Raw genomic sequence first — 24,594 nt, forward strand, 5'->3', positions numbered from 1 at the left:
CTCTTCCAGAGCTTCGTCATCGGTACCGCGCTGACCAGTACGGCCCTCGGCACGGTCCTGCCGATCCTGCGCGACCGCGGGGAACTGCGGGGCCGCTTCGGCACCGTGATGTCGGCGTTCGGCGCGGTGGGCGAGTTCGGCGCCGCGATGCTCTCCGTCCTTCTCCTGCCCCTGCTGGCCATGCGACTCCGGGGCCGGGCGGAGTCCGTTCCCCGGGCCGCGGAGGACGCCGAGACCTGGTGACGCCGGTGTCACCCGGACGGTGCCGCCCTTGTGGTGCCCCGCGCGCACGGCGGCGAAGGTCGGAGCACGCGGCGGCCTGAGCGGCCGCGCACGGAAAGGGGTACGACGTGACCGATCAGCCGTCTTCAGCGCACCATCCCGGGCGGGGCCCCGGGCACGGCACCGGGCCGGTGGACAACCGCGTCTGGGTCACCACCGGCGTCACCTTCGCGGGCGTCCTGATGCTGGTCAACGGTGTGCTCTTCGTGCTCCAGGGCATCTCCGCGATCGCCAAGGACGAGGTGTACGTACGTCTCGACGACTACCTCTACCGGATCAACCTCACCGGATGGGGCTGGATCCTCCTCATCCTGGGCGTCGTCGCCGTCCTCGTCGGCTGCGGCATCCTGAGCGGCGCGACGTGGGCCCGCATGACCGGCATCATGCTTGCCGCGCTGAGCCTGGTGGCCCAGTTCCTGTTCCTGCCGTACGCCCCCGTCTGGTCCGTCATCATGATGGCACTCGACGTCTTCGTCATCTGGGCACTGACGGCCTACCACCCCGACCGCTGAGCCACCGAGGGCGGGGCAGGCCCCCGCCCTCACCTCATCCGCTGCCCGCGCCGGCTACGGACAGATCCCCAGCTCACCCAGAGCCCGCCGCTGGGTCGGCGTCGGCTGGGCGGGGAAGTACAGGTAACAGACCCCGCCGGTACCGGACTTGACGACCCCGGCGGCGTCCTTGCGCTTTGTCCGCAGCCAGATGTTCTCCCACTGGCGGCGCTTGTAGACGCGGCGGACGGCGACGTTGGTGGGGGAGTTGGGGTCGTTGGCGATGATGTCGCCGGACTGGGTGAAGCCGATGACCGTCATCAGGTGGCCCGCCGTGCCGTAGCCCGCGCCGTCCAGTTCCGAGGCGATGAAGGACTGGGACGTGATGACGGGGATGCCGACGTGGATGAGCTTCTCGACGTCGGTGAGGGTGTTCAGGCGCGTCACGACGCCCTGGAGGTCGTGGTACGTCGCCGCGTAGGCCGCGTTGAAGGGCCAGTTACCGCAGCCCTCGTACTGGTAGTCGAAGGTGAAGCGGGCCGCGTGGCAGACCTGGGGGTCGGTGTAGGCGGGGTTGACCCAGGCCAGGTCCTCGGGGGTGGGGCGGCGGCCCCAGGACTCGATGATCATCTGGGAGGAGGTGGGGCTGCACCACGCCTCTCCCCCGTTGTCGTACTCGGGGTACTGGCCCTTGTGGATCTCCTGGGAGTAGCGCGGCACCGCGAGTTCCCGGCCCCTGGCGATGCCCGGCTTGGAGGCCGGGACCGTGAAGCGGTCGGGGACGTCGGAACCCATGGCGCCCACCCGCCACACCATGGGGGTGAGGTCCGTACCGGGCTTGCGGTACAGGGTGAGGCGGAGCTCGTACGAGACGATGCGGAGGCCGGACGCCGGGCTGTCGAGGGAGAGCGTGTCGGTGTAGACCGTGCTCTTGTTGTCGGTCTGGCCGTCCACGGACGTACGGCGGATGTCCTGGTCGCCCGCGGCCCAGCGGCCCATGACGTACCACGGGGTACGGGTCTTGTCCGAGTACGTGCCGCGCACCTCGACGGCGATCCAGGTGCCGGCCGGGGTGTGCGCGTTCCAGGACGCGATGATCTCCGTCGCGGGGACCTTGAGCTGGTGGACCGGAGAGGTCCAGGTCGCGTACTCCCAGGTGGAGGTCTTCTTGAGGTGCGGGTCGCGGTAGTCGATGGTGCCGATCGGGACCGCGATCTGCACGCCGGGGCGCGCGCCGGGCTCGATGCGGGTGCCGTGCCCCGACCCCGCGAGCCAGTCGGCCAGGGTGCTCCAGCCTCGGTAGTCCACGCACGAGGCGGCGGCGGGGTGGGCGGCGGAGTCGTCCGGGTCGGGGGTCCCGGAGCGGCTCGCTGCATGCGCGGGCAGGGGGGTCGCTGCGCCGGCGGCGACGGCGAGGGCGGCGGCCAGCACGGTGCGGCGGGGCGCGTATCTGGTCATGGGCTTCATGTCCCCCAGTCGGGTGCGGGATGAGCGTCACGGCAGTCGTGGCTCAACTATCTCCGCACGGGACGCCATTCGGCCAGCGGTTCGACGCGCGTCGCGCGCCGAATATTGGCCTGGACCACTGTCGTACGCTGGCGTGATGGAAGGCGCCATGGATCAGGACCTCGCCGCGCTCGCCGCGCGTCTGCGCGGGCTGCCCCCCTCGTGCGGGCCGGTGCGACTGGTCGCGGTGGACGGGCACGCGGGGTCGGGGAAGAGCACGTTCGCGGGGCGGCTGGCGACGGCGCTGGGCGGTGAGCCGACGACGACCGGTCCCTGCAGCGGCCCCGCCCCCGTACTGCACCTCGACGACCTCGCGACGCACGACGAGCTCTTCGCGTGGACCGGGCGGCTGCGGGAACAGGTGATCGAGCCGCTCTCCGAAGGGAGGAGCGCGCGGTACGGCGTGTACGACTGGGTGCGCCGGAGCTTCACGCGGGAGCGCACGCTGGCGCCGGCCCCGGTCGTGCTTCTGGAAGGCGTCGGCGCCGGCCGCAGCGCACTCCGCCCGTATCTGGCGTGCCTGCTGTGGATGGAACTGCCCGATGAGACCGCCTGGTCACGCGGGCGGCGGCGGGACGGGCCGGGACTCGCCACCTTCTGGGATGGCTGGATTTCGGCGGAGCGCGCGCACTTCGCGGCGGACCCGTCCCGGCCGTACGCGGACCTTCTGGTGACACAGGGACGGGTGGGTTACAAGTGGCACGAGGGACCGGTGGACGCGCGTTGACTCCCCCATTCCTTCACACTCCGTGACGGACGGGGGTCGGTGTACCGAGGACGGCCGACGGGCTCCCGCCGAGTGCCTCAACTCGGCTTGACCTGGGGGCCGTACAGGACTTACGTTCTCAATGTGCGGTTCTGACGGACCGCCCGCAGTCGCGAAGCCCCCGGTTGTTCCCCCGTGATCGGGGGCTTCGTTCTGCCCTCAGCTCCTGATTTTCCGCGCTTCGCGCCGCATCTCCCTCACCCTCGGTCACCGGCCCCTTCGCGCCGCCGAGTCCCCGCTTCCCCCCTGCGCCCCTCTTCGGCCGCCTCGCGACCGCAGGTACGATGCGGGCACGGCGCGGGGGATCTTTTGTGGGGGACAGGATGGATTGTGGCGCGCAGGGCACGGCGGCCCCGGCCGAACTCGCCTGGCTGCGCGCGGTCGACGCGTACACCATGGGCGCGTACGCGCAGGCCGAGGAGGAGTTCCGGGCCGCGGTGCGGATCGACCCCTCGATGGCGGACGCCTGGCTCGGGCTGCACGCGCTGCGCGCGGACACCACCACGGCGCTGCTGCGGATGTACCGGCACCGCGACCGCTTCGGCGAGCAGCGCGCCCGTCACCGCCGCACCCTGAACTCCTGGTACTGGCTGGGCTGGTGGGTGCAGCCGGTGCTGGAGTCCGGCCGCGACCTGCTGCTCGCGCACGCCTCGCACTGGCTGGACGGCCGGCACGTCGCCGAGCTGGACCAGGCGCTGGCCGGCTGCCCGCCGGTCGACGCCGATCCGCAGGTACGTTTCCTGCACGCCTGCCGCGCCTACCTGGTCAAGGACTGGGAGCAGCTCGTGCGGCACACCGAGCCGCTGATCGACGACCCGCTGCTGGGCATCGAGTCGGGGCTGTTCGGCGGCATGGCGCGGGTCCGGCTGGAGATGTACGGACAGGCCGAACCGCTGCTGTCGGCCGCCCTGATGCGCTGCCGCAGCGAGCAGCCGCAGCGCAAGGAGCTGCGGTACTGGCTCGCGCGGGCGCACGAGGGCACGGGGCGCAGCGCCGCCGCCCTCCCGCTGTATCGCGCCGTCCACCGAGTGGATCCGGCCTTCATGGACACCGCTGCCCGGCTCGCGGCCATCGCCGAGTGCGACGGCCTGGAGGAGGGCGCGGACCTGGCCGCGGTGCCGGCCGGGCTCGGGCAGGAGAACGGCGGCGATCTGGACCCGCTGGCGCCGCTGGACCCGGTGGACGGCCGGGAGTTGCTGGCCACGGCCGATCCGGAGGGCCCGGAGGGGGACCTGCTCGGCTCGCAGTCCACCGGCACGGCGGGACCCGTCCGCGCCCCGCGCGTGCCGGAGCAGCGCGGCGCCGACCAGCTGCCGGCCGGTCCCGCCGACCCCGTCCTGCTGGAGCAGGCGCTCCAGGAGCTGGAGCGGATGGTGGGCCTGGAGCCGGTGAAGCGGCAGGTGCGGGCGCTGTCGGCGCAGCTTCGGATGGCGCGGCTGCGGGCGGGGCAGGGCCTGCCCGTGCAGCCGCCGAAACGGCACTTCGTCTTCTCGGGCCCCTCGGGGACGGGCAAGACGACCGTGGCGCGGATACTGGGCCGGGTCTTCTACGCGCTGGGGCTGCTGGGCGGCGACCATCTCGTGGAGGCCCAACGGGCCGATCTGGTGGGCGAGTTCCTCGGCCAGACGGCGGTGAAGGCGAACGAGCTGATCGACTCGGCGCTGGGCGGCGTGCTCTTCGTCGACGAGGCGTACTCCCTCTCCAACTCCGGCTACACCAAGGGCGACGCGTACGGCGACGAGGCGCTGCAGGTGCTGCTCAAGCGCGCGGAGGACAACCGCGACCGGCTGGTGGTGATCCTCGCCGGGTATCCCGAGGGCATGGACCGCCTGCTGGCCGCCAACCCCGGACTCTCCTCGCGCTTCACCACCCGCGTGGACTTCCCCAGTTACCGCCCGCTGGAGCTGACGGCCATCGGCGAGGTGCTGGCCGCGGACAACGGCGACCGCTGGGACGAGGAGTCGCTGGACGAGCTGCGCAGCATCAGCGGGCACGTCGTGGACCAGGGCTGGATCGACGAGCTGGGCAACGGCCGCTTCCTGCGCACGCTGTACGAGAAGAGCTGTGCCTACCGCGATCTGCGGCTGTCGACGTGGTCGGGCACGCCGGGGCGCGAGGACCTGTCGACGCTGCGGCTGCCGGATCTGATGCAGGCGTACGGCGAGGTGCTGTCGGGGCGGGGGCCGGCGCCGGACCTGGGCCCGTAGGGCCGCAGGCCCGGGCCGCCCCGCTCTCCCATAAAGGCAGTCAGCCCGCCATCGCCCGGTTCCCCGCCTGGAGATCCCCGGCCCCGCGCGGCTCGGCGATGTGCGCCGGTGCGATCTCCCCGCGGTGGGCGGGATCGCGTACCTCACCGACCAGCTTCTCCAGTACGTCCTCCAGCGCGACCAGGCCGAGCACCCGGCCCGCGCCGTCGGAGACCGCCGCGAGGTGCGAGGCGGCCCGGCGCATCGCGGTGAGCGCGTCGTCCAGCGGGAGTTCGGCGCGCAGCGTGGTCATCGGGTGCCAGATGTGCTGCGGCACCGCGCGGTCCCGCTCTTCCAGGTCCAGTACGTCCTTGACGTGCAGATAGCCCATGTACGCACTGCCCGGCGCGGACACCGGGAAGCGCGAGAAGCCCGTCTTCACGGTCAGCTCCTCGACCTGCCGGGGCGTGACGGACGGGTCGACGGTGACCAGGGCCGCGCGGTCGATCAGTACGTCGGTGACCGGGCGGCGGCCCAGCTCCAGGGCGTCGGAGAGGCGTTCCTGCTCCCCCGGGTCCAGCAGCCCGGCCTGCCCCGCGTCCGCCACGAGGTGGGTGAGCTGCTCGGTGGTGAACACCGCCTCGACCTCGTCCTTGGGCTCCACGCGGAAGAGCCGCAGGATGCCCCGCGAGCAGGCCCCCAGCAGCGCGGTGACCGGCCGGCACATCCGGGCGAAGACGACCAGGCCCGGGCTGAACCACAGGGCGGTCTTCTCCGGCGCGGCCATCGCGAGGTTCTTCGGCACCATCTCGCCGATGACCAGGTGGAGGAAGACCACGAGGGCCAGGGCGATGGCGTAACCCAGCGGGTGGATCAGCGCTTCGGGGAGGTGGACGGCATGGAAGACCGGCTCCAGGAGATGGGCCACGGTCGGCTCGGCGACCGCGCCCAGCGTCAGCGAGCAGACGGTGATGCCGAACTGCGCGGCGGCCATCATCTGCGGGAGGTTCTCCAGCCCGTACAGCACCCGCTTCGCCCGCTTCGAGCCCTCGGAGGCGAGCGGCTCGATCTGGCTGCGGCGTACGGAGACCAGCGCGAACTCCGCGCCGACGAAGAAGCCGTTGGCGAGCACGAGCAGGGCGGCGAAGAACAGTTGCAGCACGCTCATCGGACACCTGCCCGCTCGCCAGCCTGCGCGGCGGCGACGCCCTGCGGCGCCCCGGTCCGTATCAGGCGCACCCGGTCGGCACGGTGGTGGTCGACCAGCCGCACCCGCAGCCGCCAGCCGTCCAGCTCGGCGATGTCCCCGGAGGCGGGGATCCGGCCGAGTACGTGGGCGACCAGTCCGGCCACCGTCTCGTACGGGCCGTCCGGCGCGCTCAGCCCGATGCGGCGGAGCGTGTCGACGCGGCAGCCGCCGTCGGCGTCCCAGGCGGGGTGGCCGTCCTCGGCGGGCGCGAGCACCAGTTCCGGCAGGTCGGCGTGGTCGTGCTCGTCGCGGACCTCGCCGACCAGCTCCTCGATGATGTCCTCCAGGGTCACCACGCCGGCCGTGCCGCCGTACTCGTCGACGACCACGGCTATCGGCTGCTCGCTGCGCAGCCGCTCCAGCAGCGGCTGGACGGGCAGCGACTCCGGGACCAGCAGCGGGGCGACCGCTATCCGGCCGACAGGGGTGCGCAGCCGTTCGTCCGCGGGTACGGCCAGCGCGTCCTTGAGGTGGACCATGCCCACGACCTCGTCGATCCGGGTGTGGTAGACGGGGAAGCGGGAGAGGCCCGTGGCGCGGGTGAGGTTCAGTACGTCCTCGGCGGTCGCGGAGGACTGCAGCGCGGAGACCCGGACCCGCGGGGTCATCACGTTCTCCGCGGTCAGCTCGCCGAGGGCGAGGGTGCGGACGAACAGGTCGGCGGTGTCCTGCTCGATGGCGCCGGCCTGCGCGGAGTGCCGGGCCAGCGAGACCAGTTCGCCGGGGGTGCGGGCGGAGGCCAGCTCGTCGGTGGGCTCGACGCCGAGGGCCCGTACGAGACGGTTGGCCACGGTGTTGAGCAGCGAGATCACCGGGCGGAAGAAGCGCGAGAAGGCGTTCTGCGGGCCGGCGACGAAGCGGGCGACGGTGAGCGGCTTGGAGACCGCCCAGTTCTTCGGGACCAGCTCGCCGATCACCATCTGGACGGCGGAGGCCGCCAGCATGCCGATGACCACGGCGATGCCGGGCACCGCGCCGGCGGGCAGCCCGGTGGCCGCCAGCGGCCCGCCGAGCAGCTCGGCGAGGGCGGGCTCGGCGAGCATGCCGACCACCAGCGAGGTGATGGTGATGCCCAGTTGGGTGCCGGAGAGCTGGAAGGACAGCTCGCGCAGCGCGGTGACGACCGTACGGGCGCGGCGGTCACCGGCCTCGGCGGCCCGCTCGGCGGCCGCCTTCTCCACGGTGACGAGGCCGAACTCCGCGGCCACGAAAAAGCCGTTCGCCAGGATCAGCACAAAGGCCGCGGCGAGCAGCAGCAGGGGGACTGTCATGCCGCCGCCTCCGTGGTGCGAGGGACATCCGCGGTCTGCGGGCGGTGTCCGGGAGGGGCGGCGCAGGTACTACAGGACGATCCGTCCATTGCTGGAAGGAGTCACTCCTCGGGTCGCAGGGTCCCCGCGAAGGGGGCGGGGCACGGCGCGGCCCCGGGGGTACAGAGTAATCAGGCCGGGCGCGGCGAGGGGAGAGCCGACGGACGTGCGGTACGCCGCACGGCGCGGCCCGGCCGGGTCGAAACGGACCGGACGGTGCGGGCCCGTCCGGTCAGCGGTCGTGGCTGTCGGTGCCGTGCGCCTCGGTCAGGGCCCGCAGCGTACGGGCGTCCTGGACGGCCTGTTCCTTGGCGATGCCGGGCTGGATGCCCATGGCGGGCAGGCTGGTGCCGTCGGCGAGGTCGAGATGAACCCAGGCGTCGCCGGCGCGGAGGTTCACCCGCAGGACTTCGGCCCAGGCCAGCTCGCGCTTGGTCGTGAGGTTGACGACGGTGATGCCGTGCCCGGTGGCGACGACCTTGGGCCGCGCGAGCAGCAGCAGGACGGCCAGTACGAGCAGTCCGGTGAACACGAAGCTGATCCGCTCGCCGCCGCTGAGGGCGGGCAGCAGGAACGCGACGACCGTGAGGGCCACGAGCTGGGCGATGCCGACGGCGTACAGGACGGCACGGGTGCGGGCGGGCCGGAAGGTCACCGGGAGGTCGGGCAGAGGCGCGGACACGTCGTCGTCTTCCGTGGCGAGGGTGGCCGACCGGGCCGTACGTAAAGAGACGTACGGCCCGGCCGTACGGGGTTCAGAGGCGGCAGGCGTGGATGCCGGTCGTCAGGATCGCGCGGGCACCGAGGGCGTACAGCTCGTCCATGATGCGCTGGGCGTCCTTGGAGGGGACCATCGAGCGGACCGCGACCCAGCCTTCGTGGTGCAGCGGGGAGACGGTCGGCGACTCCAGGCCCGGGGTGAGCGCGACGGCCTTCTCGACGTGCTCGACGCGGATGTCGTAGTCCATCATCACGTACCGGCGGGCCACCAGGACGCCCTGCATGCGGCGGAGGAACTGCTGCACCTTCGGGTCGTCGGCGGGGGCGCCCTCGCGGCGGATGACGACGGCCTCGGACTTCAGGATCGGCTCGCCGATGATCTCCAGGCCGGCGTTGCGCAGCGTCGTACCGGTCTCGACCACATCCGCGATGATCTCGGCGACGCCGAGCTGGATGGCGGTCTCCACCGCGCCGTCGAGGTGCACGACGGAGGCGTCCACGCCGTTGTCGGCGAGGTGCTGCCGGACCAGCCCGGAGAAGGAGGTCGCGACGGTCATGCCGCCGAACTCCTTGACGTCCTTGGCCGTGCCCGGGCGGGTGGCGTAGCGGAACGTCGAGCCGGCGAAGCCGAGCTGCATGATCTCCTCGGCGTCCGAGCCGGAGTCCAGCAGCAGGTCACGGCCGGTGATGCCGATGTCGAGCTTGCCGGAGCCGACGTAGACCGCGATGTCGCGGGGGCGCAGGAAGAAGAACTCGACCTCGTTCTCGGCGTCGACCAGGACCAGCTCCCTGCGGTCCTTGCGCTGGCGGTAGCCGGCCTCATGGAGCATCGCCGACGCAGGCTCGGACAGTGAACCCTTGTTGGGGACGGCGATGCGCAGCATGAGTGGGCTTCCTTTGTACGAGGGAGAAATGGTGAGCGGTGTGATGCGGATCAGAGGTGGGCGTAGACGTCGTCAAGGCTGATGCCCTTGGCGACCATCATCACCTGAAGGTGGTAGAGGAGCTGCGAGATCTCCTCGGCGGCGGCGTCGTGGGATTCGTACTCCGCGGCCATCCACACCTCGGCGGCCTCTTCGACGACCTTCTTGCCGATCGCATGGACGCCGGACTGGACCAGCTCGGCGGTGCGGGAGGTGGCGGGGTCGCCGGTGGCGGCCTTCTGCTGGAGCTCGGCGAAGAGCTCCTCGAACGTCTTCTTGGACATGGTGATACCCACCCTAGCGGTCGCCCGCCCCGGCTCAGCGCCAGGGTTCGGATACTGAACGGAGCGTGGCGGCCGTGGCGACGGCGGCGGTGACCGCCTCGTGGCCCTTGTCCTCCTTGGAGCCCTCGAGGCCCGCACGGTCCAGCGCCTGCTGCTCGTCGTCGCAGGTCAGCACGCCGAAGCCGATGGGCACGCCGGTCTCGATGGAGACCTGGGTCAGGCCCTGGGTGACGCCCTGGCAGACGTACTCGAAGTGCGGGGTGCCGCCGCGGATGACCACGCCGAGCGCGACCACCGCGTCGTACCCGCGACCCGCGAGCACCTTGGCGACGACCGGGAGCTCGAAGCTGCCCGGGACGCGCAGCAGGGTCGGCTCGTCGATGCCCAGCTCGGTCAGCGCGCGCAGTGCGCCGTTCACCAGGCCGTCCATGACCTCGGTGTGCCACTGGGCCGCGATGACCGCCACCCGGAGGTCGCCACAGTTCTTCACGGACAGTTCGGGTGCGCCCTTGCCGCTCACGTTGCTCCTCGTGCTGCTTGCTGATGTTGTCGGGGTACGTCGGGGGTACGGGGTGGTCCTACTGGGTGTTGCACGCCGAGGCGCGCTCCGCCGGGTCCAGCCACGGCAGGTCGTGCCCCATGCGGTCGCGCTTGGTACGCAGGTACCGCAGGTTGTGCTCGCCGGCCTGGACCGGCATCGGCTCCCGGCCGGTGACGTGCAGGCCGTGCTCGACCAGGGCCGCGGTCTTCTCGGGGTTGTTGGTCAGCAGGCGCAGCGAGCGCACCCCCAGGTCGTTGAGGATCTGCGCGCCGGCCGCGTAGTCCCGGGCGTCGGCGGGCAGGCCCAGCTCCAGGTTGGCGTCCAGGGTGTCGCGGCCGCGCTCCTGGAGCTCGTAGGCGCGCAGCTTGGACAGCAGTCCGATGCCGCGTCCCTCGTGGCCGCGCAGGTAGATCACCACGCCGCGGCCCGCCTCGCTGACCCGGCGCAGCGACTCCTCCAGCTGCGGGCCGCAGTCGCAGCGCAGCGAGTGGAAGATGTCGCCGGTCAGGCACTCGGAGTGGACCCGGACCAGGACGTCCTCGCCGTCACCGAGGTCGCCCGCGACCAGCGCGATGTGCTCGACGCCGTCGACGGTGGAGCGGTAGCCGTGCGCGGTGAAGTCGCCGAACGCGGTGGGCAGCCGGGTGGTGGCCTCGCGGCGGACGGTCGGCTCCGCGCTGCGCCGGTACGCGATCAGGTCCTCGATGGAGATGATCGCGAGGCCGTGCTTGCGGGCGAACGGGATCAGCTCGGGCAGCCGCAGCATGGTGCCGTCCTCGCCGGCGATCTCCACGATCGCGGCGGCGGGGCGCAGCCCGGCGAGCCGGGCGAGGTCCACGCCGGCCTCGGTGTGGCCGTTGCGGACGAGCACGCCGCCGGGCTTGGCGCGCAGCGGGAAGATGTGGCCCGGGCGGACGAAGTCGCCGGGGGCGGACTCGCCGGAGGCCAGCAGGCGCAGCGTGGTGGCGCGGTCGGCGGCGGAGATGCCGGTGGACACGCCGTGCTCGGCGGTGGCGTCCACGGAGACGGTGAAGGCCGTCTGCATCGACTCGGTGTTGTTCTGGACCATCTGCGGGAGTTCGAGCCGGTCCAGCTCCGGGCCCTCCATGGGCGCGCAGATCAGGCCGCGGCACTCGCTCATCATGAACGCGATGATCTCGGGGGTCGCCTTCTCGGCGGCGAGGACGAGGTCGCCCTCGTTCTCCCGGCTCTCGTCGTCGACGACCACGACGGGGCGGCCGGCGGCGATGTCCGCGATGGCCCGCTCGACGGGGTCGAGCGTGAGGTCGATCGCGTCGGGACCTTCGTACCAGTTCTGCTGTGCGGTCATGCCGCCGCTCCTTCCAGGACGGGCTGCGTACTCGTACGGGAGCGCAGCCACCAGTCGCGCAGGCCCCACAGGACGAGACCGAAGTAGACGACGTAGACCAGGCCCGAGAAGGCCAGGCCGCTGCTGAAGGCCAGCGGGACGCCGACCACGTCGACCAGCAGCCAGCCGAACCAGAACTCCACCAGGCCGCGGGCCTGGGCCACCATCGCGGCGAGCGTGCCGACGAAGATGTAGGCGTCCGGCCAGGGGTTCCAGGACAGCTGGGGGATCTGGGTGAAGAGGAAGCCGACGGCGAGGGTGCCGACGACGGTGCCCGCGATCAGGGTGCCGCGCTCGCGCCAGGAGGCGAAGCGGACGGCGATCGTGCCGTCCTGCGCCTGCTGCCGGCCGAGCTGCCACTGCCGCCATCCCCACAGCGCGACGACGATGACCAGGAGCTGCTTGCCGACGCCGCCGGCGAGGTGCGCGGAGGCGTAGGCGGCGACGAGGATGACGCCGGAGAGGAACTGCGCGGGCCAGGTCCATATGGACCGCCGCCAGCCGAGGGCCAGGGCTATCAGGCCGACGGTGTTGCCGATCATGTCGGACCAGATGACGTGCTGACCGAAGACGGTGAACGCCTCACCGTTCAGCCAGGTCAGCCCGCTCATCGCGCGGCCCCCGCACCATCGTGGCCGAGCAGCCGCTCGACGTACTTGGCGAGGACGTCGACCTCCAGGTTCACCGGGTCGCCGACCTGCTTGATGCCGAGCGTGGTGAGGTCCAGGGTGGTCGGGATGAGGCTGATGGTGAAGTAGTCGTCCCCGGCCTCGACGACGGTGAGGCTGACGCCGTCGACGGTGATGGAGCCCTTCTCGACGACGTAGCGGGCCATGCCGTCCGGGAGCGCGATCTTCACGATCTCCCAGTGCTCGCCGGGGGTGCGCTCGGCGATCGTGCCCGTGCCGTCCACATGCCCCTGTACGAGGTGGCCACCCAGGCGGCCGCCGAGCGCCATCGGGCGTTCCAGGTTGACCCGGGAGCCCTTCTCCAGCGCGCCCAGGCTGGACCGCTTCAGCGTCTCGGCCATCACATCGGCGGTGAATTCACCGTTCTCCGTCTCCACGACGGTCAGACACACACCGTTGACCGCGATGGAGTCGCCGTGCTTCGCGCCGTCGGTGACGAGCGGGCCGCGCAGTCGGAAGCGGGAGGCATCGGTCAGCTCCTCGACGGAGACGACCTCACCCAGTTCTTCGACGATTCCGGTGAACACTTCAGTTCTCCTCGTGGAGGGCGGGGGTGGCGGTGATGCGCAGGTCGGGGCCGAGCCGTTCGGTATCGGTCACGTCGAGGCGCAACGCCCGGGCGATGGTGGTGATTCCGGCGTCGCCCAGCGCGGCCGGGCCGGCGCCGAGCAGCGTGGGGGCGAGATAGCCGACGACCTTGTCGACGGCGCGGGCCGCGACGAAGGACCCGGCGAGGGTCGGGCCGCCTTCCAGCAGCACGGAGCGGACGCCGCGCTCGTACAGCGCGCCGAGCAGGGCCGGTACGTCCAGGCCCGGGCCGTCGGCGGCGCGCGGCAGCCGGACGATGGGCGCGAGCCCTTCGAGGTGGGTCGCGTCGGCGTCCTCGGCGACCGCGATCAGGGTCGGGCCCGTACCGTCCAGGATCCGGGCGCCGGGCTTCACGGCCGTGGCGGAGGAGTCGACGACGACCCGCAGCGGCTGGGTGACCTCGGTGTCCGGCAGCCGCGCGCCGAGCTGCGGGTCGTCCGCGCGAGCGGTCCCGGAGCCGACGATCACGGCGTCGGCCAGGGCGCGCAGCCGGTGCACGTCGGCCCGGGACTGCGGCGAGGTGATCCACTGGCTGGTGCCGTCGGCGGCCGCGATCCGGCCGTCCAGCGTGGCCGCGTACTTCCACAGCACGAAGGGGCGGCGGCGCAGTACGGAGGTCAGCCAGGCCTCGTTCCCGGCGGCGGCCTCGTCGGCCAGCAGCCCGCCCTCGACATCGACGCCGGCCGCGCGGAGCGTGCCGGCGCCGCCGGTCGCGGTGGGGTTCGGGTCCGGTACGGCGTAGACGACGCGGGCGATCCCGGCGTCGATGAGGGCCTGGGCGCAGGGGCCGGTACGGCCGGTGTGGTTGCAGGGCTCCAGAGTGACCAGCGCGGTACCGCCGCGGGCCCGCTCACCGGCCGCTTCCAGGGCGTGGACCTCCGCGTGCGGGCCGCCGGCCCGTTGGTGCCAGCCCTCCCCGACCAGCTGTCCGGACGCGTCGAGGACGACGCAGCCGACGGCGGGATTGGGGCTGGTGTGCCCGAGGCCGCGGGCTGCGAGCTCGATGGCTCGGCGCATCGCCGTGGTCTCAGCGGGGGCTGTCGCGGCCACCGGGTCCTCCTGCCTCTTCAGGCACGGACTCCGGGGCTGTCGCGAGCGACAGAAGCGGTACGGAACAACACGCACACCGGGCCGGACAGAGGATCCCGTCGCTCCGGACGGGACCGCCGACGGCGGTGCACCGATGCTGCTCGCCCGCCGCGCACTGCCTCCCATCCGGACTTTAACCGTCGGTGCAGGAATTTCACCTGCTCAACCGGCCGCTGGCTGCGGACGGGTCGCGGACTGTAACCGCCGGTTCGGACTTTCACCGACCCCGGAGTGCGCTGCGTATATCAGTACCCCTCCAGTCTGCCACGTCTGATCGTCTGCCATGCGGGCGCGTGCCTGTGGGCTGACTCACACTGGGTGGCGGGGCATGCACGCACCGGCCCCGGGAGTTCTCCGCGCGTTCCCGGGGAGTTCTTACGGTGACAGACCGCGCCCGGCGCGCGGTCGCATGACAGGACAGTCTCCGGGAGGAGCGGGCGATGACGACGTTTCTGGTGACCGGCGGCACGGGGACCCTCGGGCGGGTGGTGGTGGACCGGCTGCTCGCCGACGGGCACACCGTGCGGGTGCTCAGCCGCCGGCCGCACACCCGCACGGAAAACCCGCGGCTGCACTCGTACGCCGTCGATCTGCGCAACGGCGTCGGGCTCGCCGCCGCGATGTCCGGCGTGGAGGTGATCGTGCACTGCGCCTCGACGCCGTCCGGCGGCGACCTGGATGCGGCGGGCCAATTGGTGGACGCGGCGCGGACGGCGGGCGTAGGCCACCTCGTCTATATCTCCATCGTCGGCGTGGACCGTGTGCCCCTGCGTTACTACCGCACCAAGCACGAGGTCGAGCGGCTGCTGGCGGAGTCGGACGTGCCGTGGACCGTGCTGCGCACGACGCAGTTCCACGATCTGGTGCTGCGGCTGGTGAAGGCCGGCGCCCGGTCGCCGGTACTGCCGTTCCCGGCGGGCGTACGGGTCCAGCCCGTCGACGTCCGCGAGGTCGGCGCGCGGCTGGTGGAGCTGGCGTACGGCCAACCCGCCGGGCACGTCCCGGACATGGGCGGCCCGGAGATCCTCACCGCCCGCGAACTGGTCGACCGCACCCTGCACGCGGGCGAGCGCCGCCGCCTCACGCTCCCGCTGCGCCTCCCCGGCGCGACGTTCCGCGCCCTCCGGGCCGGCGGCAACCTCGCCCCGGACCAGGCGACCGGCAAGCTCCGCTACACGGACTTCCTGGCGGAGCGCGGCGGCCGGATCCCGGGCGTACGGGTGGTGCGGAGCGGCGACACCACGGGCGGCTGAAGGGCCGGGCCGCCCGCTGGTTCACGGCCGCTGCCCGTTCGGCGGCGGCCAGGTGCCGGTGGGGTCGTCGACGAGGACGCGGGCGAGGTCGTGCAGGCGCATCCGCTGTGTGCGCGCATGGATGCGCAGCACTTCGAAGGCGGCGTCCGGTGAGAGCGCGAGCCGGCCGGCGAGGATGCCCTTCGCCTGTTCGATCGCGATACGGGTCGAGAGGACCTGCTGGAGCTGTCCGTTCCGTAACGGGCGGTCGTCGAGCGTCCGTTGCAGCAGGCCGGTGGTGGCCGCCCGGGCCAAGGTCCGGGCGCGCCTTTGGTCCCGCTGGTCCAGCGCCCCGGTGGCGTGGCGGTAGAGGTTGATGACCCCGACGGCATGGCCGCGGTGGCACAGGGGTTCGGCCCACATGGCCCGGTAGCCGGCGGCCGTCGCCCGCAGGGCGAGTCCGGGCCAGCGGGAGCGGTGGGCGGTGAAGTCCGTGACGTGGTGCGGGCGGCCGGTGCGCAGGGCCTCGATGCACGGGCCCTGCGCGGTGCCGATCTCGTACACCTCCACGCGGCGGAGCGTCTCGTGGGAGCTGGCGGCCACTTCGATGGCGCGGCCGGTGCCGGAACGCCCCCGGCCCTTGAGCGCCGCGGGGGCGACGAGCAGGACACCCGCGGAATCGACGGGCAGCAGAGCGAGGCAGTGCGCCACCAAGCGCCGGGGCAGCGCGCCGGGCGTGGTGCCGGCGTGCCCCTGCATCAGGTTCAGCAGGGCCCGGGCGAAGGCGTGTTCGTGCTCGTCGAACGAAGAACTCACTGTGGCCCCTTGTCCCCGTCGTGAGATGCTGCGGTGGACAGCACTTCAGCGTCCGGTGTTCCAGTGATACCGCGGCCGGCTGGCCACCTCCTGCACACCGGATCAACGCCGTATCAACTCTGTCGATCCTCGCGGGACCACCCTTGCCGTCACCTTCCGGAACTCCCCGGGACAGCGGCGCCGCCGGCGCCGCCGCGGGCTGCGCGCCGACCGCACGACGGCCGGTGATCGCGCTCATCGAGGACGAACCCGACCTCGCCGCCATGTCGCGGGCGCACCTGGAACGCGAGGGCTTCGCGGTGGTGAGTGCGCCCGACGCCCGGTCGGGGCAGGCGGTGCTGCGCACCGAACCGGTCGATCTGGTGGTACTGGACCTGGGGCTGCCGGACGGCAACGGCCTGGACCTGCTGCGCGGTGCGCGCGACGCCGGCGGCCCGCCGATGATCATCATTACCGGGCGCGGTGAGGAGACCGACCGGATACTCGGACTGGAGCTGGGCGCCGACGACTACATGGTCAAGCCGTTCTCGCAGCGGGAACTGGCCGCCCGCATCCGGGCCGTGCTGCGCCGGGCGGCGGCCCCGCGGGACCGGCGGAGCGCCGGGAGACGGCCGGTCCTCCGGCTGGGCGACCTCATCGTGGACACCGGCGCCCGGCAGGTGCGCAGCGTGGGCGGCCCGATCGCCTTCACGCCCCGCGAGTACGCGTTGCTGGAGTTCCTCGCGGCCTCCCCGGGCCAGACCTTCTCCCCCGGCCAGCTGATGGGCCGGCTGTGGGACGGCGCCGACTGGCAGGACCCGGCGACCGTCACCGAACACGTCTACCGCGTACGGCGCAAACTCATGGCCGCCGGTGTCGGGGCGCCGCGGATCACGACGGTGCGCGGCTTCGGCTACCGCCTGGACGTGGCGACCGAACCGTACGCCTGATCCCTCCGCACGACGAGGTGAAGTGCCATGCCCCCAGGCCCGAGCCAAGACGGTCCCGCGCGCCGCCCCGAAGCCGCACCCGACTACCACCAACTGTTCGACGCGACACCAACGCCGTACCTGGTCCTGGATCCCGAGCTGCGCATCGTCGAGGTCAACCGGGCGTACCTGGCGGCCACCCGCACCGAGCGGCAGGCCATCCTCGGCCGCCCGGTGTTCGAGGTCTTCCCCGACAACCCCGGCAACCCGGCAGCGGACGGCGTCCGGAACCTGGCCCACTCCCTGCGCACCGTGCTGGCCACCGGACGGCCCGACACCATGGCACTGCAGCGCTACGACATTCCGGCCGGGTCGGGCGGCTCCTTCGAGGAGCGGTACTGGAGTCCGGTCAACTCCCCCGTCCTGGACGGTGCCGGCAGGCTCACCCACATCGTCCACCGGGTCGAGGACGTCACCGAGTTCGTACGGCTGCGCCGCGCGAGGCAGCGGCAGCGGCGGGCCGCCGCCGCACAACAGGAGCGCGCCGAACGGATGGAGAGCGAACTGTTCGCCCGCAGCCGCGAGGTCCAGGAGGCGAACCAGCGGCTGCGGCAGGCCAACGAGGCACTGACCACCGCGGGGGCGGCGCTGCGCGAGCAGCAGGAAGCCAAGGACCGCTTCATCGCCACCCTCTCGCACGAACTGCGCAACCCCCTGGCCGCGCTCCGGGCAGCCGGTGAACTGCTCGCCCTGGACGGCCCCGACGACGCGCACCCGGCGCTGGCCGTTCTGGAACGGCAGATCACGCACATGGTGCGGATGACGGACGACCTGCTGGACGCGACCAGGGCGCTGACCGGCCGGCTGCACCTGGCCCGCGAGCGGCTCGATCTGTGCTCCGTGGTCACCACCGCCGCCGAGGACATGCTGCCCGAGTACGACCGGGCGCGGCGCAGGCTGCTGGTCGTCGTGCCGACCGGTCCGGTGCCCGTCGAGGGGGACCGGGTCCGGCTCGCGCAGATGACCGCCAATCTGCTCAGCAACGGCTGCAAGTACACCCGGCCGAACGGCAGGGTGGAACTGGAGCTGGAGACAGTGGCCGGCTCCGGCACCGGGGAGGCCGGCCACGCGGTACTGACCGTGCGGGACGACGGCATCGGGTTCGACCCGGCCACCGCCGACGCCCTCTTCGACGCTTTCGTCCGCGCCGCCCCGGCCGCCGACACCTCCTCCGGCGGGCTCGGGCTCGGCCTGCCGATCGTCCGCGGCATCGCCGAACTGCACGGCGGTACCGTACGGGCGCAGAGCGACGGCCCCGGCAGCGGCGCGCACTTCCGCATCCGGCTGCCGCTGGCCTCCCCCGCGCTCCCGCCCGTCCGCCGGTCCGCTGAGCCGGCCGCGGCCGTCAGCCGCCCGGCGCTGCGCGTGCTGGTCGTCGAGGACAACGCCGACCTGGCGGCCACGTACCGCACCCTGCTGGAGCGGTGCGGCGATCGTGTGACGGTCTGCCACACCGGGCGCGAGGGCCTGACGGCTGCCCACGCCGCCCCCTTCGACCTGGTCCTGAGCGATCTGGCGCTCCCCGACATCCACGGTCATGACCTCGCCGGCCGGCTGCGCGCGGCGTTCCCGGCCGACCGCACCCGGCTGATCGCCGTCTCCGGCTTCAGCGGGCAGGCCGACCGCGACCGGTCGACGCACGCCGGATTCGACGCCCATCTGGCCAAGCCGCTGTCCCTCACGGTGCTGAACCGCCTGCTGGGCCGGTGGGCCGACGATGCGTCTCCGTGGCCGGGGGCCCGGTGACCGGGGGGCTCCGTGACCGGGCGACGCATCGCTCAGTGCGCCGCCTCGTCCGGGCCGAAGAGGTCGTCCTGCGCCGCGTCCTTCGCCGCGAGCAGAGCACCGCGGAGGACGCCGCGGCCGCCCACCGTGCCCGCGCGGACCTCGGTGTACAGAGGTGACATACGGGCCGCGTGCGTGGCCACCCGCGTGGCCAGGGGCTCGCCGCCGGCCCGGCCGATCTCGCCGCCGAGCACGACGCAGCCGGGGTCGAGCACGGCGGCCACCGCGGCCACGCCGACGGCGAGGCGCCGCGCGAGGGCGTCGAGGAAGCCGGCACCGGCCGGTCCGGCGGCCACGGCCGCGCGGACGACGTGTTCGGCGGGCGGGGCGTCCGTACCGGCTTCGGTGGGCGCGGGGGCAAAGCCGTACTCCCCGGCCAGTTCCACGATCGCCGGGGAGGCGGCGAGGGCGTGGAAGCCGCCGTCGCAGCCCGCGGCCGTGGGCAGCGACGGCGCCCCGGGCACGGGCAGGAAGCCGATCTCGCCCGTGCCGCCGGAGGCGCCGCGGCGCAGCCGGCCGTCCAGGAACACCGCGGCGCCCACACCGTGGCCCAGCCACAGGAGGACGAAGGTATCGCGGTCCCGGGCCGCGCCGTCCCGGCATTCGGCGATGGCCGCGAGGTTGACCTCGTTCTCCAGGAGCAGCGGCGCTTCCAGGCGGTCGCGCAGTCCGGCGACCAGCGCGCCGTGCCAGGAGGGCAGCGTTCCGGTGCCGGTCAGCCGACCGGTGGCGGGGTCGACGAGGCCGGGGGCGCCGACCGCGACGGTGTGCGGACGGACCCCGCCGGCGCGCGCCAGCGCCCGGTCCAGCGCGGCGTACGCGCCGGCCACCGCGTCCTCCGGGGCCGCGCCCTCGGCGACCGGTACGGACTCCTGCGCGCGGACGGTGCCGAGCAGGTCGGCGACGGCGACGGTGACGCCGTGCGTGCGGACGTCGATGCCGGCGAGGTGGGCGCGGTCGGCGACGATGCCGTAGAGCCGGGCGTTGGGGCCGCGGCGGTCGGCACCCGTCTCGCCGACGACCGCGATCAGCCCGGCGGCCCGCAGCCGGTCGACGAGGTCGGCCACCGTGGGCCGGGACAGCCCGGTCCGCTCCCTGAGCTGATAGGCCGTCAGTGGGCCTTCGGATTCAAGCAGTTGGAGGGCAATACGATCGTTGATGGCCCGCGCGGTGCGCGGCGACGCGGTACGGGACGCCGTACGGCCGGTGCGCGCGGAGGTGTCAGGCATGGCGGAATCCTTCCAGAGCGCACGCGCCGCAAATAATCGGAGATTAATGGGCGGATTAATAGGCAGGGTCCCTGCTAGTTTGACGGCCATGCCCGCCAACGGTGGTTCCGTCCCGTCCGCGCTCCCCCGCCAACTGCGCCGCGCCCGCTGGTCGGTGGCGCTGGTCTTCCTCGTACACGGCTCGGTGACCGGCAACTTCGCCACCCGCGTCCCCTGGATCCAGGAGCACACCGGCGTCAGCGCCGGGCAGCTCGGCCTCGCGCTCGCGTTCCCGGCGATCGGCGCGTCCCTGGCGATGCCGCTGGCCGGCCGGATCAGCCACCGCTTCGGCGCCCGTACGGCGCTGCGCGGCCTGCTCGCCCTGTGGACGCTCGCCCTGACCCTGCCGGCGCTCGCCCCCAACCTGTACACGCTCTGCGGCGCGTTGCTGATCTACGGGGCGACGGCGGGGATGTCGGACGTGGCGATGAACGCGCTCGGCGTGGAGATCGAGAACCGGCTGGACAAACCGATCATGTCGGGGCTGCACGGCATGTGGAGCGTGGGCGCGCTGCTGGGCTCGGCGGCCGGCACGGTCGCGGCGCACGCCGCCATCGACGCCCGCGTCCACCTCTCGCTCGCCGCGGGCGTGCTGACCGTACTGGGCGCGGTCTTCTGCCAGGGCGTACTGGACCTGCGCAGCGCCCCGGACGAGCACCCGCCGCCGCGGTTCGCGCTGCCGCCGAAGTCCGCGCTGGTCATCGGCGCGGTCGGGTTCTGCGCGGTGTTCGCCGAGGGCGCGAGCCTGGACTGGTCGGCGGTGTACCTGCGGGACGTGCTGGGCACGTCGGCGGGGCTCGCGGCCGGCTCGACGACCGCGTTCGCCTGCACGATGGCGGTGGCCCGGCTGGCGGGCGACCACGTGGTGGCCCGTTTCGGGGCGGTCCGTACGGTACGGGCGAGCGGCGTGCTGGCCACGGCGGGCGGGCTGCTGATCGTCCTGGCGCGGCACCCGGTCATGGCGGTGGCGGGCTTCGCGCTGATCGGGCTGGGCATCGCGGTGGTCGTGCCGCTGGCGTTCGCGGCGGCGGGCCGCAGCGGCCCGGCGCCGAGCCAGGCCATCGCGGGCGTCGCGACGATCACGTACACCTCGGGCCTGATCGCACCCTCCGCGATCGGCTCGATCGCCCAGGCCACCTCGCTGACCGGCTCGTTCGTGCTGGTCACGGTGCTGGCGCTGGGACTGATAGTGGGCGCGGGCGTGCTCCGCGTACCGGAGCGCCGCGCGTCGGTGAGCTCGGCGACCTTCGATCTGAAGGGCTCGTGACCGCGGCCCGCGTCCGTACAGCGGTCAGCTCGTGACCGCGGCCCGCCTCCGTAGCGGTCAGCTCGCGTCCGGCAGCGCCTCCGGCCGGGCGAGCTTGCGGGCTATCGCGCGGGCCTCGTCGGCCCAGGGCGTGGGCCGCAGGGTCGCGGCGTCCACGCGGACCAGGATGCGGTGCCCCTGCGCGTACGTGGTGGCGCCGTCCGCCGAGCAGACCCGGAAGCCGTAGGTGAGGCTGGTCCGCCCCAGCTTCTCGACCCACAGGTGCGCGGCGTAGGTACCGGGGCGGGTGATCGGCGCCTCGTAGGAGACGCGCATCTCCTTGATGACGTTGGCCATGTCGCCGGCGGTCGCCCAGTCGCCCGTGTAACCGAAGCCGTGGCCGTGCCAGTAGTCGCCCCACGCGCGCTCGACGAGCAGCGGGAAGCGCGAGTTGTGGAGCATCCCGAGCGCGTCGAGGTCGTCGAAGTGGACCGTCACGGGGACCAGCTCCCCGAAGGGGAGGGTCTCGGCGGTATACGGGGCGGGGGCGCTCACGGTCGTACTCCTGGTGGTGCGGTCCGGAAGGACAGGTGCGGTTGCGGTACAGATGTGTTCAAAAGTTGAACCATCCCATCGTAAGCATGCGCTTAGACTGCTTCCGCGCCGGGCCGAGTGACCTAGACCATGCGCCGCCAATCCGCCCGTAGCCGGAGGAAGCGGACTCGGCCCGCACTAACATTGGCCGGTCGCCGCCGGTCGGCGACCTGATGACCACTTGACGAGAACGGGAGCATTCATGGGCCTCGGCGTGCGCTGGACCCTCCACGGAGACGGGCGCACCCCGGCGCCGGGAGCCGTGGTCAGACCCGATGAACGGCTGTCCTGGCCGCGGACGGCGGGCCTCGGCGCGCAGCATGTGGTCGCCATGTTCGGCGCCTCGTTCGTGGCCCCGGTCCTCATGGGCCTGGACCCGAACCTCGCGATCATGATGTCCGGTGTCGCGACCATGATCTTCCTGTTGGCGACCCGCGGCCGGGTGCCCTCGTACCTCGGCTGCAGCCTCTCCTTCGTGGGCGTCGCGGCGGTCATCCGGGCGCAGGGCGGTACGAGCGCCACGGTGACCGGCGCGGTCCTCGTGGTCGGCGCGGCGCTCTTCGCGATCGGGCTCGCCGTCCAGAAGTTCGGCGCGCGGATCATCCACGCGGCGATGCCGCCGGTCGTCACCGGCGCCGTCGTCATGCTGATCGGCTTCAACCTCGCGCCGGTGACCGCGAGCACGTACTGGCCGCAGGACCAGTGGGTGGCGCTGCTGACCATGCTCTTCACCGGGCTGGCCGTGGTCTGCCTGCGCGGCTTCTGGTCACGCATCGCGATCTTCCTCGGCCTGGTCTTCGGGTACCTCGTCTCCTGGCTCTTCGACCTGGCCTTCGGGATGATCCACTCGCAGAACGCCGCCGGAAAGGTCACCGACCATTGGCGCCTGGACTTCTCGGCCGTCGCCCAGGCCGACTGGGTGGGCCTGCCCTCCTTCCACGGGCCCAGCTTCCAGTGGTCCGCGATCCTGGTCGCGCTGCCGGTGGTGATCGCGCTGGTCGCCGAGAACGCCGGGCACGTCAAGGCCGTCGGCGAGATGACCGGCGACCCGCTGGACGACAAGCTCGGCACCGCGATCTCCGCGGACGGCGCCGCCTCCGTGCTCTCGACCGCGCTCGGCGGCCCGCCCAACACCACGTACTCCGAGAACATCGGCGTCATGGCGGCCACCCGCGTCTACTCGACCGCCGCCTACTGGGCCGCCGCCTGCTTCGCCCTCCTCTTCGGCCTCTGCCCGAAGTTCGGCGCGGTGGTCGCCGCGATCCCGGGCGGAGTGCTCGGCGGCATCACGGTCATCCTGTACGGCATGATCGGCCTGCTGGGCGCGCAGATCTGGGTCCACAACAAGGTGGACCTGCGGAACCCGCTGAACCTCGTCCCCGTGGCCGCGGGCGTCATCATCGGCGTCGGCGGCGTCAGCCTGAAGATCTCCGACAACTTCGAACTGGGCGGCATCGCCCTCGGCACGATCGTCGTCCTCTCCGGCTACCACGTACTGCGCGCACTGGCCCCAGCACACCTGAAGACCCAGGAACCGCTGCTGGACGAGGGGACTTCGGCTTACGACGAGGAGTCGGGTGAGGGGAAGGGCGGGGGCGCGGGTTCGTAGCTCGGGCCGGCGGGTGACGGGCGGCGTCGCGCCGTAACGCATGCGCGGAGCGGCGTGCCTACGGGTGCGCGGAGCGCTGCGCATACACGCTGAGCGGCGCGCATACGGGTGCAGACCTGGAGGCCCCCACCTGGGGGTTACCCAAGCGGAGCTGTCGGCTATCCGGCGGGGCCGGGTTTATCCAGCGGAGCGGCGCGCATACAGGCGCGCACCCGGAGGCCCCCACCAGGGGGTTACCCAAAGGGGGCGGGCGGCGAACCGGCCGTCAGCCCCGCAGGGGTGTCAGCAGCATCTGGCCGACCAGGCCGACGCCCGCGTCCAGCCGTTGCGCGAACTCCTCGCCCACGTCCGGCAGTCCGCGCACGCTCCACAGCACCCGGGCCGCCGCCCACGCGCCGTCCCGGGCCGCCTCCAGGCTCCACGAGCCGGCCAGGTGGGTCAGCGGGTCGGCGATGTCCAGCAGGTCGGGACCCGGCATCAGCCGCTCGCGCACCCGCTCCTCCAGGCCGGTCAGCACCCGCCCCACCCGGTCGAAGTCGGCCTCCAGCGCGGCCGGTTCGCAGTCCAGGGCGCGACAGGTGTCCACCAGGGCGAGCGCCAGGTCGTGCCCGATGTGCGCGTTGATCCCGGCCAGCGCGAACTGCAGCGGCTTGACGCCGGGGTGGCAGCGGAGCTGGAACAGCGGGCGCCAGCAGGCCGGCGGCCGCAGCCCCGCCGTGCCGGCGTCCACCGCGCTCAAGTACCGCAGCGCGAACCGCACGTCCAGCTCGGCGGCCGCGTCCGCGTCCCGGAAGCCGCCCGCGCCGATCTGCCGCCCGACCTCCTCGGTGACCTGCAAGTACACCCGGTTGAACACCGCGACGCCGTCGCGCGGGGGCAGCGTTGCGTCCAGTGCGCGCATCCGCGCCACGATCTTCGCCACGCCTGCCGTCGCACCCGTCGGCTGCATCGTTGTCATGCGGTCAGCGTGGCAGGGCCGGGGGCCCGGCAGGGACGGCGCGGCGACGCGTGACCGGATCGGCCTAACGATCAGCGCGCGCCGGGGTCGCGCGCCATTGCGCCCCCGACGGCCGGAACTCCCGC

General features: G+C 72.8%; 23 protein-coding genes, 1 pseudogene and 1 riboswitch. Of the genes and pseudogenes, 9 read left to right on the plus strand and 15 right to left on the minus strand.

Translation table 11 applies throughout. From position 1 onward, the window contains the following. Positions 1-6: 6 nt before the first annotated feature. Positions 7-165: pseudogene (locus IF04_RS38100) on the plus strand (cation:proton antiporter domain-containing protein); the annotation flags it as partial. Positions 166-350: 185 nt separating this feature from the next. Continuing rightward, complete coding sequence (locus IF04_RS0104905; protein ID WP_078599863.1) at positions 351-794, plus strand: DUF7144 family membrane protein; 444 nt, start codon at positions 351-353, stop codon at positions 792-794. Positions 795-848: 54 nt separating this feature from the next. On the opposite strand, the gene IF04_RS0104910 is transcribed toward IF04_RS0104905, so the two are convergent. Then, entirely contained in the window at positions 849-2,231 is a 1,383-nt protein-coding gene (locus IF04_RS0104910; RefSeq protein ID WP_030251449.1) for a peptidase C39 family protein, read from the minus strand. 157 nt (positions 2,232-2,388) lie between these two features. On the opposite strand from IF04_RS0104910, the gene IF04_RS0104915 reads away from it, so the two are divergent. Together IF04_RS0104915 and IF04_RS0104920 are read left to right on the plus strand one after the other, a co-directional pair. Then, positions 2,389-3,006: a uridine kinase family protein gene (locus IF04_RS0104915; protein WP_030251451.1), complete on the plus strand. Its 618-nt coding sequence runs from the start codon at positions 2,389-2,391 to the stop codon at positions 3,004-3,006. Positions 3,007-3,368: 362 nt separating this feature from the next. After that, positions 3,369-5,252 carry an AAA family ATPase gene (locus tag IF04_RS0104920; RefSeq protein WP_030251453.1) on the plus strand — a complete coding sequence of 628 codons (1,884 nt, stop codon included), beginning with the start codon at positions 3,369-3,371 and terminating at the stop codon, positions 5,250-5,252. 40 nt (positions 5,253-5,292) lie between these two features. Here the strand turns inward: IF04_RS0104920 and IF04_RS0104925 are convergent, their stop codons facing one another. From IF04_RS0104925 to ribD, 10 genes are all read right to left on the minus strand, one after another. After that, positions 5,293-6,399 carry a hemolysin family protein gene (locus IF04_RS0104925; protein WP_030251456.1) on the minus strand — a complete coding sequence of 369 codons (1,107 nt, stop codon included), beginning with the start codon at positions 6,397-6,399 and terminating at the stop codon, positions 5,293-5,295. Then, on the minus strand, positions 6,396-7,751 hold the full coding sequence (locus IF04_RS0104930) for a hemolysin family protein (RefSeq protein WP_037958287.1): 1,356 nt from the start codon (positions 7,749-7,751) through the stop codon (positions 6,396-6,398). The genes IF04_RS0104925 and IF04_RS0104930 overlap by 4 nt, the downstream gene beginning before the upstream one ends. A gap of 271 nt (positions 7,752-8,022) precedes the next feature. Continuing rightward, positions 8,023-8,472, minus strand: a complete 450-nt coding sequence (locus IF04_RS0104935) for a PH domain-containing protein (RefSeq protein WP_030251461.1) — start codon at positions 8,470-8,472, stop codon at positions 8,023-8,025. Between the two features lie 73 nt (positions 8,473-8,545). Beyond that, complete coding sequence (gene hisG / locus IF04_RS0104940) at positions 8,546-9,394, minus strand: ATP phosphoribosyltransferase (RefSeq protein WP_030251463.1); 849 nt, start codon at positions 9,392-9,394, stop codon at positions 8,546-8,548. Positions 9,395-9,444: 50 nt separating this feature from the next. After that, positions 9,445-9,717, minus strand: a complete 273-nt coding sequence (locus IF04_RS0104945; RefSeq protein ID WP_030251465.1) for a phosphoribosyl-ATP diphosphatase — start codon at positions 9,715-9,717, stop codon at positions 9,445-9,447. Positions 9,718-9,751: 34 nt separating this feature from the next. Then, complete coding sequence (ribH, locus tag IF04_RS0104950) at positions 9,752-10,237, minus strand: 6,7-dimethyl-8-ribityllumazine synthase (protein WP_030251467.1); 486 nt, start codon at positions 10,235-10,237, stop codon at positions 9,752-9,754. Positions 10,238-10,295: 58 nt separating this feature from the next. Next, a complete protein-coding gene (locus IF04_RS0104955; protein WP_030251470.1) occupies positions 10,296-11,588 on the minus strand; it encodes a bifunctional 3,4-dihydroxy-2-butanone-4-phosphate synthase/GTP cyclohydrolase II in 1,293 nt (430 codons plus the stop codon). Further along, on the minus strand, positions 11,585-12,238 hold the full coding sequence (locus tag IF04_RS0104960; protein WP_030251472.1) for a nicotinamide mononucleotide transporter family protein: 654 nt from the start codon (positions 12,236-12,238) through the stop codon (positions 11,585-11,587). The genes IF04_RS0104955 and IF04_RS0104960 overlap by 4 nt, the downstream gene beginning before the upstream one ends. Further along, positions 12,235-12,843, minus strand: coding sequence for a riboflavin synthase (locus IF04_RS0104965; RefSeq protein ID WP_030251475.1), 609 nt, complete (start codon positions 12,841-12,843; stop codon positions 12,235-12,237). The genes IF04_RS0104960 and IF04_RS0104965 overlap by 4 nt, the downstream gene beginning before the upstream one ends. Before the next feature lies 1 nt (position 12,844). Continuing rightward, the gene (gene ribD, locus IF04_RS0104970) at positions 12,845-13,921 is read right to left on the minus strand and encodes a bifunctional diaminohydroxyphosphoribosylaminopyrimidine deaminase/5-amino-6-(5-phosphoribosylamino)uracil reductase RibD (protein ID WP_030251478.1); all 1,077 of its coding nucleotides are present in this window, start codon (positions 13,919-13,921) and stop codon (positions 12,845-12,847) included. 180 nt (positions 13,922-14,101) lie between these two features. Then, positions 14,102-14,232: riboswitch (FMN riboswitch) on the minus strand. A gap of 201 nt (positions 14,233-14,433) precedes the next feature. Between ribD and IF04_RS0104975 the strand changes: the two genes are divergently transcribed. Next, positions 14,434-15,246: an SDR family oxidoreductase gene (locus IF04_RS0104975; protein ID WP_051830703.1), complete on the plus strand. Its 813-nt coding sequence runs from the start codon at positions 14,434-14,436 to the stop codon at positions 15,244-15,246. Positions 15,247-15,267: 21 nt separating this feature from the next. Here IF04_RS0104975 and IF04_RS0104980 read toward each other — a convergent pair whose 3' ends face one another. Continuing rightward, positions 15,268-16,041, minus strand: a complete 774-nt coding sequence (locus IF04_RS0104980; protein ID WP_051830705.1) for a GAF and ANTAR domain-containing protein — start codon at positions 16,039-16,041, stop codon at positions 15,268-15,270. A gap of 143 nt (positions 16,042-16,184) precedes the next feature. Here IF04_RS0104980 and IF04_RS0104985 point away from each other — a divergent pair, with 143 nt between their 5' ends. Together IF04_RS0104985 and IF04_RS0104990 are read left to right on the plus strand one after the other, a co-directional pair. Then, positions 16,185-16,970: a response regulator transcription factor gene (locus tag IF04_RS0104985; RefSeq protein WP_245654279.1), complete on the plus strand. Its 786-nt coding sequence runs from the start codon at positions 16,185-16,187 to the stop codon at positions 16,968-16,970. A gap of 27 nt (positions 16,971-16,997) precedes the next feature. Then, positions 16,998-18,755, plus strand: a complete 1,758-nt coding sequence (locus tag IF04_RS0104990) for an ATP-binding protein (protein ID WP_051830707.1) — start codon at positions 16,998-17,000, stop codon at positions 18,753-18,755. Positions 18,756-18,787: 32 nt separating this feature from the next. Here the strand turns inward: IF04_RS0104990 and IF04_RS0104995 are convergent, their stop codons facing one another. Continuing rightward, positions 18,788-20,023 (minus strand): ROK family transcriptional regulator, encoded by a 1,236-nt coding sequence (locus IF04_RS0104995; RefSeq protein ID WP_037958291.1) that lies wholly within the window; start codon positions 20,021-20,023, stop codon positions 18,788-18,790. 88 nt (positions 20,024-20,111) lie between these two features. Here IF04_RS0104995 and IF04_RS0105000 point away from each other — a divergent pair, with 88 nt between their 5' ends. Next, positions 20,112-21,329 carry an MFS transporter gene (locus tag IF04_RS0105000; protein ID WP_030251491.1) on the plus strand — a complete coding sequence of 406 codons (1,218 nt, stop codon included), beginning with the start codon at positions 20,112-20,114 and terminating at the stop codon, positions 21,327-21,329. 57 nt (positions 21,330-21,386) lie between these two features. Here IF04_RS0105000 and IF04_RS0105005 read toward each other — a convergent pair whose 3' ends face one another. Next, positions 21,387-21,863, minus strand: a complete 477-nt coding sequence (locus IF04_RS0105005) for an acyl-CoA thioesterase (RefSeq protein ID WP_030251495.1) — start codon at positions 21,861-21,863, stop codon at positions 21,387-21,389. Between the two features lie 241 nt (positions 21,864-22,104). Here IF04_RS0105005 and IF04_RS0105010 point away from each other — a divergent pair, with 241 nt between their 5' ends. Further along, complete coding sequence (locus IF04_RS0105010; RefSeq protein ID WP_030251498.1) at positions 22,105-23,511, plus strand: uracil-xanthine permease family protein; 1,407 nt, start codon at positions 22,105-22,107, stop codon at positions 23,509-23,511. A 265-nt stretch (positions 23,512-23,776) separates the two neighbouring features. On the opposite strand, the gene IF04_RS0105015 is transcribed toward IF04_RS0105010, so the two are convergent. Continuing rightward, on the minus strand, positions 23,777-24,469 hold the full coding sequence (locus tag IF04_RS0105015; protein WP_030251501.1) for a DUF5995 family protein: 693 nt from the start codon (positions 24,467-24,469) through the stop codon (positions 23,777-23,779). Positions 24,470-24,594 lie beyond the last annotated feature (125 nt).

It is taken from the genome of Streptomyces violens, assembly GCF_000717745.1.
Classification (GTDB): Bacteria; Actinomycetota; Actinomycetes; order Streptomycetales; family Streptomycetaceae; genus Streptomyces; species Streptomyces violens.